This is a genomic window from Haemophilus sp. CCUG 66565 (genome assembly GCF_001679495.1).
Lineage (GTDB): Bacteria > Pseudomonadota > Gammaproteobacteria > Enterobacterales > Pasteurellaceae > Haemophilus > Haemophilus haemolyticus_K.
The window spans coordinates 262,418-278,858 of the sequence record NZ_LZOX01000002.1; the positions used below are offsets into that span (position 1 = coordinate 262,418).

At 37.1% G+C, this 16,441-nt stretch carries 13 protein-coding genes and 1 tRNA gene; 5 read left to right on the top strand and 9 right to left on the bottom strand.

Going from position 1 to position 16,441, the window contains the following annotated elements:
• Nucleotides 1–37: 37 nt before the first annotated feature.
• The 8 genes from A9501_RS02640 to mukF form a co-directional block, all read right to left on the bottom strand.
• Nucleotides 38–123 (bottom strand) — tRNA-Leu (locus A9501_RS02640).
• 147 nt (nt 124–270) lie between these two features.
• On the bottom strand, nt 271–765 hold the full coding sequence (ftnA, locus tag A9501_RS02645; RefSeq protein ID WP_065264819.1) for a non-heme ferritin: 495 nt from the start codon (nt 763–765) through the stop codon (nt 271–273).
• 15 nt (nt 766–780) lie between these two features.
• Nucleotides 781–1,269, bottom strand: coding sequence for a non-heme ferritin (ftnA, locus tag A9501_RS02650; protein ID WP_048953195.1), 489 nt, complete (start codon nt 1,267–1,269; stop codon nt 781–783).
• Nucleotides 1,270–1,963: 694 nt separating this feature from the next.
• Nucleotides 1,964–3,385 carry an exodeoxyribonuclease I gene (gene sbcB / locus A9501_RS02655; RefSeq protein ID WP_065264820.1) on the bottom strand — a complete coding sequence of 474 codons (1,422 nt, stop codon included), beginning with the start codon at nt 3,383–3,385 and terminating at the stop codon, nt 1,964–1,966.
• 12 nt (nt 3,386–3,397) lie between these two features.
• On the bottom strand, nt 3,398–4,273 hold the full coding sequence (locus A9501_RS02660) for a hypothetical protein (RefSeq protein WP_065264821.1): 876 nt from the start codon (nt 4,271–4,273) through the stop codon (nt 3,398–3,400).
• Nucleotides 4,274–4,342: 69 nt separating this feature from the next.
• The gene (mukB, locus tag A9501_RS02665) at nt 4,343–8,875 is read right to left on the bottom strand and encodes a chromosome partition protein MukB (protein WP_065264822.1); all 4,533 of its coding nucleotides are present in this window, start codon (nt 8,873–8,875) and stop codon (nt 4,343–4,345) included.
• Complete coding sequence (gene mukE, locus A9501_RS02670) at nt 8,875–9,609, bottom strand: chromosome partition protein MukE (RefSeq protein WP_042594654.1); 735 nt, start codon at nt 9,607–9,609, stop codon at nt 8,875–8,877. The genes mukB and mukE overlap by 1 nt, the downstream gene beginning before the upstream one ends.
• Before the next feature lie 259 nt (nt 9,610–9,868).
• On the bottom strand, nt 9,869–11,203 hold the full coding sequence (gene mukF / locus A9501_RS02675) for a chromosome partition protein MukF (RefSeq protein WP_065264823.1): 1,335 nt from the start codon (nt 11,201–11,203) through the stop codon (nt 9,869–9,871).
• Between the two features lie 373 nt (nt 11,204–11,576).
• On the opposite strand from mukF, the gene A9501_RS02680 reads away from it, so the two are divergent.
• Complete coding sequence (locus tag A9501_RS02680) at nt 11,577–12,134, top strand: YbhB/YbcL family Raf kinase inhibitor-like protein (RefSeq protein ID WP_065264824.1); 558 nt, start codon at nt 11,577–11,579, stop codon at nt 12,132–12,134.
• Here the strand turns inward: A9501_RS02680 and A9501_RS02685 are convergent.
• On the bottom strand, nt 12,131–12,919 hold the full coding sequence (locus tag A9501_RS02685) for a helix-turn-helix transcriptional regulator (protein WP_257006475.1): 789 nt from the start codon (nt 12,917–12,919) through the stop codon (nt 12,131–12,133). The two genes, A9501_RS02680 and A9501_RS02685, sit on opposite strands and share 4 nt — an antisense overlap.
• Nucleotides 12,920–13,245: 326 nt before the next feature.
• Between A9501_RS02685 and ttcA the strand changes: the two genes are divergently transcribed.
• The 4 genes from ttcA (at nt 13,246) to A9501_RS02705 (ending at nt 16,435) form a co-directional block, all read left to right on the top strand.
• Nucleotides 13,246–14,187 carry a tRNA 2-thiocytidine(32) synthetase TtcA gene (gene ttcA, locus A9501_RS02690; protein WP_005634611.1) on the top strand — a complete coding sequence of 314 codons (942 nt, stop codon included), beginning with the start codon at nt 13,246–13,248 and terminating at the stop codon, nt 14,185–14,187.
• Nucleotide 14,188: 1 nt separating this feature from the next.
• On the top strand, nt 14,189–14,518 hold the full coding sequence (locus A9501_RS02695; RefSeq protein ID WP_065264826.1) for a TusE/DsrC/DsvC family sulfur relay protein: 330 nt from the start codon (nt 14,189–14,191) through the stop codon (nt 14,516–14,518).
• A gap of 142 nt (nt 14,519–14,660) precedes the next feature.
• The gene (locus tag A9501_RS02700) at nt 14,661–15,647 is read left to right on the top strand and encodes a FecCD family ABC transporter permease (RefSeq protein ID WP_065264827.1); all 987 of its coding nucleotides are present in this window, start codon (nt 14,661–14,663) and stop codon (nt 15,645–15,647) included.
• Nucleotides 15,647–16,435 carry an ABC transporter ATP-binding protein gene (locus A9501_RS02705; protein WP_065264828.1) on the top strand — a complete coding sequence of 263 codons (789 nt, stop codon included), beginning with the start codon at nt 15,647–15,649 and terminating at the stop codon, nt 16,433–16,435. The genes A9501_RS02700 and A9501_RS02705 overlap by 1 nt, the downstream gene beginning before the upstream one ends.
• The last annotated feature ends 6 nt before the right edge of the window (nt 16,436–16,441 follow it).

Consider the following 16,441-nt stretch of genomic DNA (forward strand, 5'->3'; position numbering starts at 1 on the left):
AATAAAAATCCCTGCTCAAGGAGCAGGGATCTATGTTTGGTGCCTAGGGTCGGACTCGAACCGACACGGTTATTCACCGGCGGATTTTGAATCCGCTGCGTCTACCAATTTCGCCACCCAGGCCATATTTATAATTCGAATTATACGGATATTTAGTCTATGAGCAAGAAAAAATTTAATAAAAAATCTTATTTGATTTATAAATAGCCAATATAATTTTTTTGAATAAAAAATACCTAGCTAAAAGCTAGGTATTTCAAAAAAGTAAATTTAAGCCGCTGCAAGATTACCTAAATCTTTATCAACTAAGAATAAACCTTTACCATCATCACCAAGAAGATTAAGTTTATCTAAAATACTACTAAATAATTTTTCTTCTTCGTGTTGTTCTGCTACGTACCATTGTAGGAAATTGAAAGCAGAGTAGTCTTTTTCTTCAAAAGTTTTACCTACTAATTCATTGATTTTGCTGGTAATCAGTTTTTCGTGTTCATAAGTGATTTCGATCACTTCTTTTAATGATTTATACTCGTGTGATGGTGCTTCGATGGCAGAAATAATTGCTTGAGCACCGGTTTCATTCAAATAAGTGAATAATTTACGCATATGTTGCATTTCTTCTGCCGCATGTGCAGATAAAAATTTAGCAGCACCTTCAAAGCCTTGTTGCTCACACCATGCGCTCATCTGAAGATAAAGGTTAGAAGAATAAAATTCCAAATTCATTTGATCGTTTAACAGTTTGATTACGTTTGCTGATAACATTTTATTTCTCCTATATTATTCTAAAGTTGCTAAATCGCGATCGATAAAGAATAGAGCTTTTCCATCTTCACCAACAAGATTGAATTTATCAATAATACTACTAAATAATTTTTCTTCTTCGTGCTGTTCTGCTACGTACCATTGTAAGAAATTAAAAGTAGAGTAGTCCTTGTTTGCGAAAGTAACTTCAACTAATTCATTAATTTTTGATGTAACTAATTTTTCGTGTTCTAAAGTTATTTCAAACACCTCTTTTAATGAAGCATACTCATGTTTTGGTGCATCAATTTTACCTAAAAGTGGCATACCACTGGTTTCGCTTACATATTGGAACAATTTTTGCATATGTTCTAATTCTTCATCAGCGTGACGAAGCAAAAATGCGGCTGCACCTTCATAACCGTGTTTTGAACACCATGCGCTCATTTGTAGATAAACATTAGAAGAGTAGAACTCTAAATTGATTTGTTCATTGAGTTTGTTTGTGATGGCTTGATTAAGCATAACTAATTCCTTTCCATTTGATTGATAAAGTGCAATAAAACCTAACTTGCAATTCTTATTTTAAGCTTATAAATGAGAATTGCAAGTTTTTTATTAAAACAAAACTCCTATAACCAATTAATTTTAAAAAGAAAAATTAAAAACAATTATTCTCATTTAAGCAGTCTAAGTGAATAAAATAATTACAATGTCACAATTAAAGCTAAAGATGTTAAATCTACTGGCAAATCTTCTGTCAATTTATTCAGATTTCACCTAGCGCAATCCAAATTCGGAATTAAATATTATTGCTTTAACTTTTGAATCGAGAAGAAGCAGAGTATCCCTTTTAGCATTTTACAAAAGTTACTTTTACACCCACTTAATTTAACATAATATACATTATACGAAATTAGTTATCAGGTTAGCGAAAACTACGGATTAAATAAATCACATAGTTATACACAAGTCACAGGTACTAGCAAAACAAGACAAAATAAGAGTAAATAACACGTTGTAACATGTAATTTTATAGAGTTATTGAATGGATAAATGAAAATGTAAAGGTAATGTAAAGATGAAATAAGTTAAAGATGCTTGATTGCGCTACGTAAAATCTGGAGAATTTTTGGGATGATTCTCTTCCCAGAAAAAACAACAAAAAAGCACGTTTTATTAAAACGTGCTCTTCTAAAAAAATGTGACAACGTATCAGTTAACCTAGTAGTTTTATACCATATTCATATACTTGTTGTAGCAAAGATAGTTTTTCAGGGTTATCTAAATGTTCCTCTGCTAAACGTTGTAAACTTGATTCAAAATCTACCGCACTTTTTTCAAGTTTATTCTGTCGGTATTTTTGCCATTTAATTTGTTCAGCGCGTGTGAGGGTTTTATAAAAGTGGCGAGCTCGATAATGGAATAATAATTCAGGGATACGTTTATCTTCAAAAGCTAAACCATGTTCAGCTAATTTTTCTGCAGGTAAACTACGTAAAATAGACATGTTATTTTTATCAGCATTACTGAAAAAGCCATTGTATAGCTCAGTTTCTACATTATCATTCGATTCAAATTGGCGTTCTTCATTAAAAATATCCGCAATTTTTTCTCGAATATCAAAAGATGCCCGTAATTTTGCAAGATTATCCAAACATAATTGTCGATCAATGCCCAAGCGATTTGCTGTTTCTGGTAACAAGGTTTTGGCTGGCGCTAAAATAGGACATTTATTGATATGCACAAGCTTTAATGGAACAGATGAAACTCCCCTTTCTTCTAATTCCGATTTTTTGGTATATAAATCTGCTCGTAATTCATCCGCACTTTTGGCTAATAAATTATCGATATCGCCAGTTAAATCACAAACAATGAGTGCATTTTGATTTGTTGGATGCCAAGCTAAAGGTGCAACCCAGGTGCAATTTCCACGATAATTCCCTAACATCCCAGAAACATGCACTAAAGGCGCCATTGCGCCTGTATCAACCAATTTTTCGATTTCTTTTTTACCTCGATATTCAAAGAAATATTGGAATAATTTAGGCTGTTTTTCTTTAATTAGTTTCGCCATAGCAATAGTTGCATATACATCTGCCATTGCATCATGAGCATTTTCATGTTCAATACCATTTGCTTTAGTGAGTTTTTCTAAGCGGAAACTTGGCATTCCATCATCGTCATAAGCCCAATTAATCCCTTCTGGACGCAAGGCATAACAAGCTCGCACTAAATCTAACAAATCCCAGCGTGAATTCCCGTTTTTCCAGCTGTATTCATAAGGATCAATAAAATTACGATAAAATGTATAACGCGTCATTTCATCATCGTAGCGAATATTGTTATAGCCCATGACACAAGTATTGGGTTGGGAAAATTCGGCTAAAATGTTTGTGGCAAATTCAGGCTCAGAAAGCCCCTTTTCATTACATTCTTGTGGTGTAATTCCTGTCACCATTACCGCTTCAGGAGCCGGTAAATAATCGTTGGTTTGTTTACAATAAAACATTATTGGTTCACCAATGATATTAAAATCAGCATCTGTGCGAATACCTGCGAATTGCGCAGGGCGATCTGTTGCTGGATTTACACCAAAACTTTCATAATCGTAAATAAAAAAGCTGAAATCTTTTGCCATGACTACTCTCTTTTACGCGATAATTTTATCTAAATAATATAGGCAGAAAATAGCCGATAAACTAAAAATAATACCTAGCCAATTTAGCTTACTGATTTTTTCTTTAAAAGCGAATGCGCCAGTTATCGTACCTAAGTAAATCACGCCAATATTCATCCCTGCAAAAACAAGCGTCGGATTTCCAGAAAAACTTTGATGCGCTTTTATGTAGAATAAAATATTAAAGAAATTCAATACACCTAAAACGATGCCACTAATGACACTTGATGCTGTCCATTGGGCGCGTTTTAAGAATAAATAGATAAACATAACGCAAGCTGCAAGCGAGAAAGAAATAAACAATGTTGCAGGAAATGCACCGCCGCTTTTCGCCACTTGTTTGAATAGAATATCAATAATGCCATACCCAAACCATACGCCGATTAATCCTAAAACACCTTTAAAATTCACCGCACTTTGCCCTTGATTTGGCTTAGTTAATAAACAAAATAAACCTATAAATGCTAATACAATACCAGTGATTTTAGATTGGCTTAGTGTTTCATGAAAAATTAAAAACGCCGATAAAATAGGAAGAAACAACGAAAGACGTTGTGCTGCATCTGAACGTACAATTCCAGCAAACTCTACCGCTTTTGACATAATAATAAATACGCTAGGTAACAATAACCCCAGGGCTAAAAAAATGGGTGAATTTTCGCTTTTTACAATGTAATCAGTAAATTCTAAACCTTTAAAATCAGGTTTGAGTAAGAAATAACTGAAAGTGATGGCTGTGATATAGTTGAATGCAATAGCTTGTTCAATAATGATATTTTTTTTACGGGCTATTTTAAGCAAAACTGAAACCGCTACGCTGCAAAGAATGGCAAGAATAAGATTGTGCATTTAAATTCCTTATATAATTAAAGTGCGGTCAAAAATCTTAAAATTTTAACCGCACTTCCCTTCTATTTTTTATTCTGTCGCACCGAATCCGCGTAAACCAACAACGTGTACATGCTCTTGGTTGCCTGCGATTTTACGCACGAGTTTATAAGTTGTCCCTTTTTCTGGGCTAATGTTTTCTGGCGCCGCAATAAGCAACTGCATATCTAAACGTTCGCAAAGCTCGAATAAAGTAGAAATAGATTTACCGTCTAAACGAGCTGCTTCATCTAAGAACAACAAGCGACAAGGCACAATATCTTTACCTCGAATTCGACGGCTTTCTTCTTCCCAGCTTTGAACAACCATTAAGAGAATTGACATACCTGTACCGATAGCTTCACCAGTAGAAAGTGCACCACTTTCTGCACGTAACCAACCATCAGCGCCACGGAATACTTCTACTTCAAGCTCAAGATAATTACGGTAATCTAACAATTCTTCACCAATTGTTTGCGCTGTGCGTTGTCCCATATCGATATGTGGATTGATGCGTTGATAGAGCTTCGCCATAGCTTCCGAGAAGGTGATGCGGTTATCGTTGAATAAATCTTGATATTCATCTTGCTGACCAGAAAGCGCATCCAATAACATGGCATGGGTATCACGAATATTTACTACTAAACGAACAGATTTCACCTGACCAAACGCAATGTTTTGTAAACCTTGATTGAGCATACGAATACGATTTTGTTCACGCTGAATCGTTTTACGCATAATATTTGCAACACTTTCAGAACTGATTGCCAATTTTTTCTCACGGCTAGTTAATTCAGCCGTTAAACGAGAAAGCTCAATTTCCATTTGTTCAATGGCATCAATTGGATCATCCGTTTTAATAATGTCTTGGCGAATACGTTCACGTAGATGCTGATACACCGCAATAAAGAACCGCACTTTATTTTCAGGTTTTCGACTATCTTCCGACACTCTTAGACTATCACGTAGATATTCATTATCCGCCACTGCTGTACGCAACGCACCTAATGCTTTATCCGACATTGAACGTAACTCATCTGCAGATAAGTAAGCGAGCTCTCGGCGATTGAGGCGTTTTTCCATATCAGAGTTGCGGGATAAGCGTAAAACCACACACCAACTCACTTTCGCGGCTACAACTAATTCACGTTGGGTTTTATAATCACGTTCGGTTTTACGAATAAGGCGATTTAAGTTGTCTGCTTCGCTTTCAATTAATGTCAGTTGTTTTTCTACATAAGAACGACGCTGACGGCTTGTTGAAAGTTGTTGATGTAATTCATCACGACGGATACGTGCACGTTCTTCTGCTCCATCATCAGCTCTTACACCAAGCTCGCTAATTTCACCAATCAATTCATTTAAAAGCTGATATTTACTATCGTAAGAACTTTGTAACTGAATCAATACGCGGTTATATTCAGCAAATTGGCTTTGTTTTTGGCGAACTTGCTCACGTTGCGTATCTCGCTGAGCCTGCATTTGTTCTAAACGTTGGCGAAGTTTTTCGTTGAGTTCAGAAGTTTCAGCCTGCCCTGTATCTTCATAACCAAAATGCGGTTTACGTTGTACAACATCAGCTAACACAAATACACGTTGTTGAACTTGTTTTTGACGCTCAATCGCTTGAGTTAATTCATTTTTTAATCCTTCGTAATTTTCTGGATCACTTTGTAAACTATTTGCAATCGGCTCTAATTGTGACAACGTTACGCCATGCTGACGAATAAAATATTCATCTTGCTCTGCAATATCTAATTGCTCACGACATTCTTCAATACGATCAATTAAATCCTCATCGGCCAATACATTGAGTTGTGGAATCAACTTGTTGAGTAATTGCAGTTTTTCTTTTGCATTATCTAATTGAATGCGTAATTGTTGTTCGCCACTATTAAATTGGTTTAATTCACGATCAATTTCATTACGTTCGCGATTAATTTCAGACATTAACACTTCTGGATTTGGCTGGAACGCAAGCGCCAGATGCAACCCAACAAATTGGCTGAAATGTTCGTGTAAACGTTGGCATTTTTGTACATCAAACGCAATTTGTGCATGTTGTTCTGCCACTTCATCACGTTCAATTTGTAATTCTTCTAAACGTTTTTCACGTGCTGCACGCCCAAATAACGGGATTTCAGGGAATCTTGAATAGCGTAATTCACGATCTGAAACTTGCACTACAACACCTAGCTCAAGTTCTTGTGCGGATAATACGCTGTCGTCAAATGCGGTAGGATCGCCTTCAATTAAATACAAATCGTCTGGGCAATCTTCTAATTGCGCAAGTTGTTCACGCACGGCATTGAGATCACGCACAACAATAGCATGACGCGCAGGCCCGTAAAGTGCGGAGAAATAAGGCGCATCTTCAATGGTAACATCATCATAAAGCTCTGAAAGCAACACCCCACCAAAACGTTCTGCCAGCATATTTAAACGCGGATCTTCTGAACCATCTGGCTGACTTAAACGAGAAATTTGTTCATCTAATTGCAAACGTTTTTGTTCAAGTTGATCACGTTGCATCGTGAATTCACGTTCTTTCACAAGTTGTGATTGCATAAAGTTCATCACATCTTGGCTATGTTCAAACGTCTCGCCACTTTGTTGCTCTAAACGTTCTAATGCAGCTTTAGCTGTCAGCCATGCTGGCGCTTTACGCGCATTGTCATCATAAAGTGCGGTTAAATTTTCACGTTTTTGACGAAGCGTAGAACGATTTTCCACTTGTTCTGAAAGTTCAGCAGAAATATCTTCAATTAATGCTTCTTGCTCTGCGTGATAATCCTCTAATTCTTCTGCCGTTTGTAAACTTAAATTAGCACGTTGATTAAAATCATTAAGTAACTTGACCGCACTTTGTTGTTGTGCATAACGTTGCTCAAGTTCATGTAATTTTGTGCGAAGTTGTGGCGTTTGTTGTGCCTGCAATTTTTGGCTTGGATATTCACGTAATAATTCTTTGGCACTTTCCCACGCCGCAGAACGAGGCATTTCCCCCGCAATTTTGCATACTAATTGGTACGCTTTATCAAACTGAGATTTTGCTGCTTCAGAAATAGACATTTTGTGCTCGAGTTCAAGCACGGTTTCCGTTAAACTTTCAGCATGTGCTTCAAATTCTGCGTGATAATCTTCTACATTTTTAACACTTAAATCCGCTAAACCGCATAATGTTTTCGCTTTTTCAAGAGCTGCAATGGCTTGTTGATATTGAAGTGCGCGAGTTTGTTGGGCATCTAATGCTTGTTGATAGTCTGCTAATTGGGCGCGCACCGCATCAATTTCAATTTCGGTTTGTTCAAATTTGGCTTGGCTTTCTTCTAACACATCATTAGCATCTTCAACCACCATTTTTTGTTCTTCTAAACGCTCGGTGAGTTCTGCAATATCTTCTTGATAACGCGTGATTTTTTCTTGGTGACGCAAAGCATTTAACACTAAGTTAAGATGATCAACCGCACTTTGGTGATCAACTTCTAAAGTACGTTCATTTTCTGCCAATTCAGCCGCTTCTCGACTTAAATCAACTAAACGATGTTGAGATAAATTCTGCTCTGCTTTTGCTTTATACCACTCACGACGAGATTCTAATGCAGCCTCAATATTGCCACGGCGTTCATTCGCATTACGCATATAATCCGAAGCGACATAATTAGTGGTTTCAGTAATTAAATGTTTGAATAAATCGCGATCTGATTGCGTGACCTTAATCGCCTCTAAAGTCATACGGTTCTCACGCAATGCACTTTCCATATCTTGGAAAGCTTTGCGCACACCTAAATTTTCTGGCAATAAATAGTCACGTAAAGAGCGTGTGATTGCACTGGAAATACCACCGTATAAAGACGCTTCGATAAGTTTATAGAATTTGCTACGGTCTGATGCTGAACGTAAACGTTTCGGAATAATACCTAAATCGAACATCATACCGTGATAATCGGTGATGGAATGATATTGTTTAAATTGTGCACCGATATTTTCAATTTTATCTTTGAGTTCGTTTAAATTGAGTACACGAGCTTGACGTTCGCCCACTGTTTCAGTGAAAAGTGCGGTCGGATTTTGAGATAATTCAACACCTTGAATTGAGAAAGTTTTTAAATCAACTTTTTTATCACGACCCGCAATTTGTTGCAGACGCACACCAACAAGAATACGTTGATGGCGAGAATTAATGGTATCTAATACCGCGTAACAAACACCCGGACGCAATTTACCATGTAAACCTTTATCGCGAGAACCGCCTGTAGAGCCAGCCTCTGTTGTATTACGAAAATGTAAAAGGGTCAAATCAGGAATTAATGCTGTCACAAATCCAGCCATTGTGGTTGATTTACCTGCACCGTTACCACCAGAAAGTGTGGTAACTAATTCGTCTAAATCGAAAGTACGCGCAAAAAAACCATTCCAGTTAATTAAGGTTAAAGAACGGAATTTACCACGCTCGACACCATTATTTGTCGCCATGCTAAAAGGCATTGGCGTTTCAACGATTTCTTCGACGTTTTCATTTTCCATAATGACTTCATCGCTCTCTAATTCGATTTCATTTTCTAATTCAAAAACATCAGACATTATTCTTGTTCTCCGTCAAATTCTTCATCAATTTCATCCGCACTTTCCGTATCGTTTTCCACTAATTGCGCTTGTTTTTCCAACGCTAAGGATTCTGGTGTTGCTGCTTCCCCATCACGAATGAGTCGAGCTTGGGCCTCTAATGGATCATCTCCGCTACGTACTTCCGCACCAAAACGAAATACAGATTCAGAAATAGTAAATTTCCCACTATTTTGTTCACCAACAGTTTGAATCATACCTAAACGACGTAAACGACCAATTGCAGCCCGCACTTTTTCTGCCAATTTTTGTTTATCTAAGTCAGAACCACTTGAACGCTGATTAACTGCTTTTAATAATTTTCCTTCATCGGCAAGATTTAATAATTCATCATACACTTCTTGCGTACTAAAAATGCCCTGTTGAGCTAAACGTTCTGGGCTTAAATAAAGATAACAAAGCACTTTACCAACAAGCATTTCCAACTCAGAAAGTACTGAACGCGCAATTAATGTCGTTGCTTTCGGGCGAAGATAGAAGAATCCTTCTGGCGCACGAATGAGTTCCACGTTATAGCGGCGATAAAATCCGTCTAATTCATTTTGGAAATCCATTAAAAATGCGTGATTATCTAAGTGCTCTGTGCTGATATGGCGACCTGAGCGCAATAGACTATCTACCGCTGGAAATATTGGATTTGCAATCGCCACAGCGAGTTTTGGGGAAATTACATCTTGAAGGTTGTCTGTCATAGGTTATTTCTCTATTAAAACTTTATTCAGTTACTTTCTTCGTTAATCATTATTGCCAAATCTCCCCTAGCCCCTCTTTGCTAAAGAGGGGGATATTCTTTAGCAAATCAATTCTTGCTGATTCCTTTAGCATTTTCTAACACAATAAAATAATCTCAATATCGATTATTTCATTATTATTCCCCTATTCAGCAAGGAGGGATTAGGGAGATCTAACAGAAGTAATTCCGTCGAAATTAGCTTTTAAATTATCTTAAAATCAATACTTATCAATCACATGCGCTTGCACTTCTGCGCCACGTTCATTAATCGCTTGCCAATCTGGATAAATACCTGATAAATCATCATTCGCCATACCAAGGCGCACAGCTTGATCAACAATGATTCGAGCCACATCAAAATGACGAGAAAGTGGATAATTTTCCAGTTGTTCTTTTAACACTAAACTCAAATCAATCGGACGGTTATTTTCACGATATGCAATCAGTAAGCCTTGCATATGCTCTACAATTTGATCGTGTAAATCAGAAAGGGATTCGTATTGCAATTCTTCCGGCAATTCACCTAAAGCATCATCTTCACGCAACACCATTTCTTCATCGCGTAGATCAACTAAACGCTCAGCTTGCGCTGTCCATAAGAACCAAGGATGATCAAAATAATGATGAATAGAATTACGTAAACGTTGTGAGAACACACGATTTTTATCCATATCAATGGCTGTACGAATAAATTTATGCACATGGCGGTCATAACCAATCCATAAATCGATGGCTTGTTGTCCCCAGCTAATAATTCGGTCAAGTTTTGATTGTAAATCGGTAATTAATTGATCAATAAAATACAAATCATCGCGCCCAATTACACAATCTTGAATACGCAATAACTGCGCCTGAAGTTTATCCCCTGCTGCATTTAGCGTATCTTGTAATTCGCGTAAATTCCCAGATGTTTCATCTAATAAACGTTCACAGCTTGAAATTGCCGCTTGCCAATCTTTAGTAAGAAGCTCTGCAATTTCATCTTTAATACTTTGCTGATTTTCATCCATGATACGTTGTGAAAGATCGATGCTATCAAAAATTTCCGCAACGGAATATTTTAATGGCGCAAACACATTACGACGCCAATAATGTTCATTTTCATTATTCTCCACGCCTTCTTCTGCAGAATCAGAAGCGCGTTGAATTTCATCTGCCACAATGGAAAGTTGTACAGAAAGACGCAATGCAGAAAATTCACGCTGACGAATGTAATAATCAGACACTCCAACACCTAATGGCGTTAAACGATAAATCGCCAAGCCTTCAGTAAATTCGCTACTAAAACGATTTAATAAACGTTGTTTCACTAATTCATTAATTGCATTATTCGCTCGTGTTGCAATAGCATCGGAGGATTGCTCAAAAGCATTCATCGTATGGCGGAAGATATCCACAAGATCGGCTTCTAACATTTCGCCGTCTAAACGTTCGTTGTTATAAATTGCAATCGCTAGCAGGAAAACCAAGCGCTCGGTAGGTAAATTCAAAGAAAACTCGCGATCTTTTGCCCAAGTGACGAGTTCTGGAATAGTTTGGGATGTTTCAATCATTGAATTGCAAAGCGTTAAAATTGAACAAAAAATTGGAAAGATTATACAGGATTTTTTGCGGATCTTAAAAATCTTCTTTTGAATTGACCGCACTTTTCCTATTTCTAACGCAGGAGAAACACAAATATTACCTATTTTATTAAAAAATAAAGATATTTATAGGTTTCTAAAAATATAATACTTTAGATAATTAATTTCAGGAGATTTCTGCTGTGAAAAGTGGTAGTTGGTAAAATAAAAGAAAGAATTTAATTTTTCCGAAAATTTGCAAACCATATCAGAAATAAAAAACATTTGAGCGTTTTTGCACAGTTTTAGTTAATAAGATTTCCTATACTGATACCTCATGTACATCATCAGAAAAGGAAAAATCATGAAAAAAATGATCTCAACAGTATTTTGTTCGCTTATTGCTGGTACATCTTGTACAAACGCATCAGTTTTTAGCATTAATGTGCCAGATTTACCTAAACACGGATTTCACGCTAAAAACTTGTTAAGTACCGATTATGGTTTTGGTTGCAATGGAGGAAATCTGTCACCAGCGATTTCTTGGACAAATGCCCCGAAAGGGACGAAAAGTTTTGTGGTGACGATCTATGATAAAGATGCGCCAACAGGCATTGGCTGGATGCATTGGGTCGTTGCAAATATTCCTGCAAATACGACCACTCTTCCTGAAGGCATTAAAGCTGATGGTACTAATTTACCACAAGGTGCGCTGCAAACCCGCACTGATTTTGGCGTGCCAGGCTTTGGCGGAGCTTGTCCACCCGAAGGACAAAAACATCGTTACGAAATTAAAGTCACAGCGGTAAGTGTAGAAACCCTGCCAAATGTGACGGCAGATACAATGCCTGCTGTAGTCGGTTATTTTACTAAAGCTAATGCCCTTGCCGAAGCTTCTATTATTGTGGAACATAGTCGTTAAACAGCACTCGACTGCCGAACCTCTAACGGAGAACAGCCAAAATGTTGTTTAAATTTCACGGAAAAACGTGAATGACTTTCATAGCCAACTTCATAGGCGATTTGTGAAATTGGGCGTTGAGTGAGTTGTAACAAATTCAACGCTCGCATCATTCGAACTGTAGTTAATACTTCCCGAAACGATGTTTTTTCTGCGGCGAGATGACGGCGCAATGTAGCTTCACTGGTATTTAACGATTTTGCAATGTCACCAATTTTCCAGTGATACTCAAAATTTTCTGAAATTTTCTTACTAATTTGACACTTTAAAGAAGGTGTAGAGAATGGATTAAATACACCACCCTGTTCAGACAACCAAGCTAGCAATTCCCACAAGCGAATTTCTACAATACGATCAGGAATTTCATCACTGGAAAGTGCTTTTGAAACAATCGAAAAAGCTTGCTGCATAAAGGGATGTACAGGCAAGTGAAACAGGCTTTCAAAGGGTTTTGGCTCTGAAAGCAGTCCAAAAAATCTCTCAACCACTGCATTATCAATAGATAACCAATCCGCTTGATATATACCTAGTTCATCAGGTTCATTAATCACATCAAAGTGTTGATTTCCTGCCAACATTACCATTTCACCAGCTTGGATAATTTTCTCTCCATTTATCCAACGTAAAATTTTCCGACCGCGCATAACCCAAATAACGGTAGGTTGCGTAAAATAAGATTTATCTAGTTTCAATTTATGTCTTTGTATAATGGTACTTTTTTCAGCAAAATTAGGACGAATGGGCATAAAAATTCCTTGTAAAAGTGCGGTCATTTTAAGTAATTTTTTATGGATATTCTAGATTATGCTAAACACTCTCCCAATTTCTAAATGAAGGAGCATTTAGAATAATCTGCTACCTATACAGATAAAATTATCGTTCAGCTATGTAATCAAATAGATGTAGAAGATTACAGAGAATCTAACTTGTTTATAGAATGTCATTATTGTCAGCTCAGAGCTAATCTTCTACAGTTTAAGAACATATTACTCCTAAATTTTAGGAAAATGCGATCTTGCTCTGATTTTTCACGTATAATGTGCGCCTTTCATGAATAACTAAAGATAACAGAATGAGCGAATTAACCCAGTTAGCCCAACAAGAAAAAAAACAAACCTATAATTTCAATAAATTACAAAAACGTCTTCGCCGTAATGTAGGCAACGCCATTGCAGATTTTGGAATGATCGAAGATGGCGATAAAGTCATGGTGTGTTTATCCGGAGGCAAAGACAGTTATACGCTTCTCGATATTTTGTTGAATTTACAGCAAAGCGCACCTATTAAATTTGATATCGTAGCAGTAAACCTCGATCAAAAACAACCAGGGTTTCCAGAGCACGTATTGCCTGAATATTTGGAAAGTATTGGCGTAGATTACAAAATTGTACAAGAAAACACTTACGGAATTGTGAAAGAAAAAATTCCAGAAGGAAAAACGACTTGTTCACTCTGCTCTCGCCTACGCCGTGGTATTTTATATCGCACGGCCACAGAACTTGGTGCAACCAAAATCGCGTTAGGACATCACCGAGACGATATGTTAGCGACACTATTTTTAAATATGTTTTATGGCGGCAAAATGAAATCAATGCCACCAAAATTAATTTCTGACGATGGCAAACAAATTGTGATTCGTCCGCTTGCTTACTGCAAAGAAAAAGATATTGAAAAATATGCTATCGCGAAAGAATTTCCGATTATTCCTTGTAACCTATGTGGCTCACAACCAAATCTTCAACGACAAGTTGTAAAAGAAATGCTTAATACTTGGGATCGCCAATATCCGGGACGCTTAGAAACCATGTTCAGCGCAATGCAAAACATTACATTGTCACATATGTGTGATCCGAAATTATTTGATTTCAAAGGCATTAAACATGGGCAACTAATTGATGGCATTGAAGGCGATACCGCATTTGATGAAGAACGAATCACGCCAATGCAATTTGAAGATGAAGATCAAACCGATTTTTCAAACAACGAAATGATTAACTTTAAAGAAGTAAATTAATATGTTGAATATCAATGGAATGGAAATTGAAACTGACAAAGATGGTTATTTGCTTAATAGTCAACAATGGAACAAAGATGTCGCTCAAGCTATTGCACAGTTAGAAAATATTGAATTAACTGATGCCCATTGGGAAGTGATTTACTTTGTACGAGACTTTTATCAAGAATATAACACCTCCCCAGCCATCCGTATGTTGGTAAAAGCCATGACGGAAAAGCTTGGTGTGGATAAAGGTAATAGCCGTTATTTGCAACGCTTATTTCCTGAAGGCCCTGCAAAACAAGCTACAAAACTAGCAGGCTTACCGAAACCTGCAAAATGCCTATAAAAGTGCGGTCAATTTTATGAAAGTTTTAAACGCTTAGTCTTTTTAGATTGAGCGTTTTTCTTTTTAAGAAAGAAGCTCTAGATCTTAATATATTTTTATATATAATGATTTAACCTAGAAATGACCGTATTTTTCTCAAGGAATGATGAAAAAAAATTTATTAATCCCTTTTCTTTTTTTGCTTCTTATTGGATTGAGTTGGTTTTCTCTTTCGTGGGGTAGATTTTCTATTCCTTTAACGGATGTGTTAGATGTACTTTTCGGTCAAAGCCAAAATGAAATTCAACACAATGTTATTTTCAATTTACGTTTACCACGTATCTTAGCTGCAATTTTAGTTGGTTCAGCCTTATCGGTCGCGGGTACTGTATATCAAGGCATTTTCCGTAATCCCCTTGTTTCACCGGACATTTTAGGCGTATCAAATGGTGCTTGTGTGGGTGCAGCTGTCGCCATTTTACTTGACTCGAGTATACTTGGGATTCAAACATTTGCATTTTTCGGTGGATTAATTGCCGTATTGCTTACCATGAATCTCCCCCGCTTAATTCAACGAGATTCAACAATAGTCCTCGTGCTTTCAAGCATTATCGTATCGGGTTTTATGATGGCGACATTAGGTTTAATCAAATACCTTGCCGATCCTGAAACTGAACTTGCAGATATTGTATATTGGCAATTAGGCAGTCTCACCAAATCCAGCTACAACAATCTTCTTTTACTCTCACCAATCATCTTAATTACCACTGGCATCTTATTGGCTATGCGTTGGCGTATTAATGTGTTGTCATTAGGCGATCGAGAAGCCAAATTAATTGGCGCAAATATTCGTTTAGAACGCGGAGTAATGGTCTGTTCCGCGACCTTATTAACAGCTTCGGCAGTCTGTCTAAGCGGAACAATAGGTTGGCTAGGTTTAGTGATTCCTCATTTAGCCCGTCTATTTATAGGCGATAATAATGTCAAAAGTTTACCGCTCTCTGCGCTAATTGGTGCAATTTTCTTGCTGCTTGTGGATACATTGGCACGTAATCTTTACATTCAAGAAATTCCGCTCGGTATTATCACTGGTTTTATCGGTGCCCCATTCTTTGCATGGGTATTAATTAAGCAAAAGGTGGTGGACTAATGTTGCAAGTAAAGAATCTTTATTATTGGCATAATGTAGAAAATTCACTGCTAAATGGTGTGGATTTAACACTTAAGCAAGGGGAATTACTCACGATTTTGGGCGCTAATGGCCGTGGAAAATCAACCTTATTGAACTGTTTAGCGGGTTTACTGGCACCAAAGAGCGGTCAAATTTTATTACAAAATGAAAATCTAGCGTCTCTTTCATCAAAACAAATCGCACAAAAGATAGCTTATGTCTCACAACAAAGCCCGCAAACTTATCAATATAAAGTTCGAGATTATGTTGTGCTCGGTCGAGCAGCACATTTAGGAATGTTTGATAAACCAAGTGAGAGCGATTTTGAGTTGGTCGATCAAGCTTTGGATAAACTGGGAATTCGTCATTTTGCAGGAAAGATTTATATGCAGATGAGCGGTGGTGAAAAACAGTTAGTTAATCTTGCTCGGATTTTAGTACAACAGCCTCAGCTTATTCTATTTGATGAACCGACTTCAGCCTTAGATTACGGTAACGTATTTAAAACCTTGAGTTTAATAAAAGAGCTTTCTTTACAAGGTTTTACTATTGTGATGACAACTCACAATCCAGATCATCCCATGTTGTTACATAGCAGTTTACCAAATAGCCGAGTAGCAATTTTAAATGAACATGGCCGATTACAAACAGGTTCCGCTCCTGAAATTATTACTGAAGAAAATTTAACCGCACTTTATCATACGGATCTCCGATTGCTTGAAGTGCCTGAATTACAACGTCAAATTTGTGCTATCACTCATCTATAAGGAGTT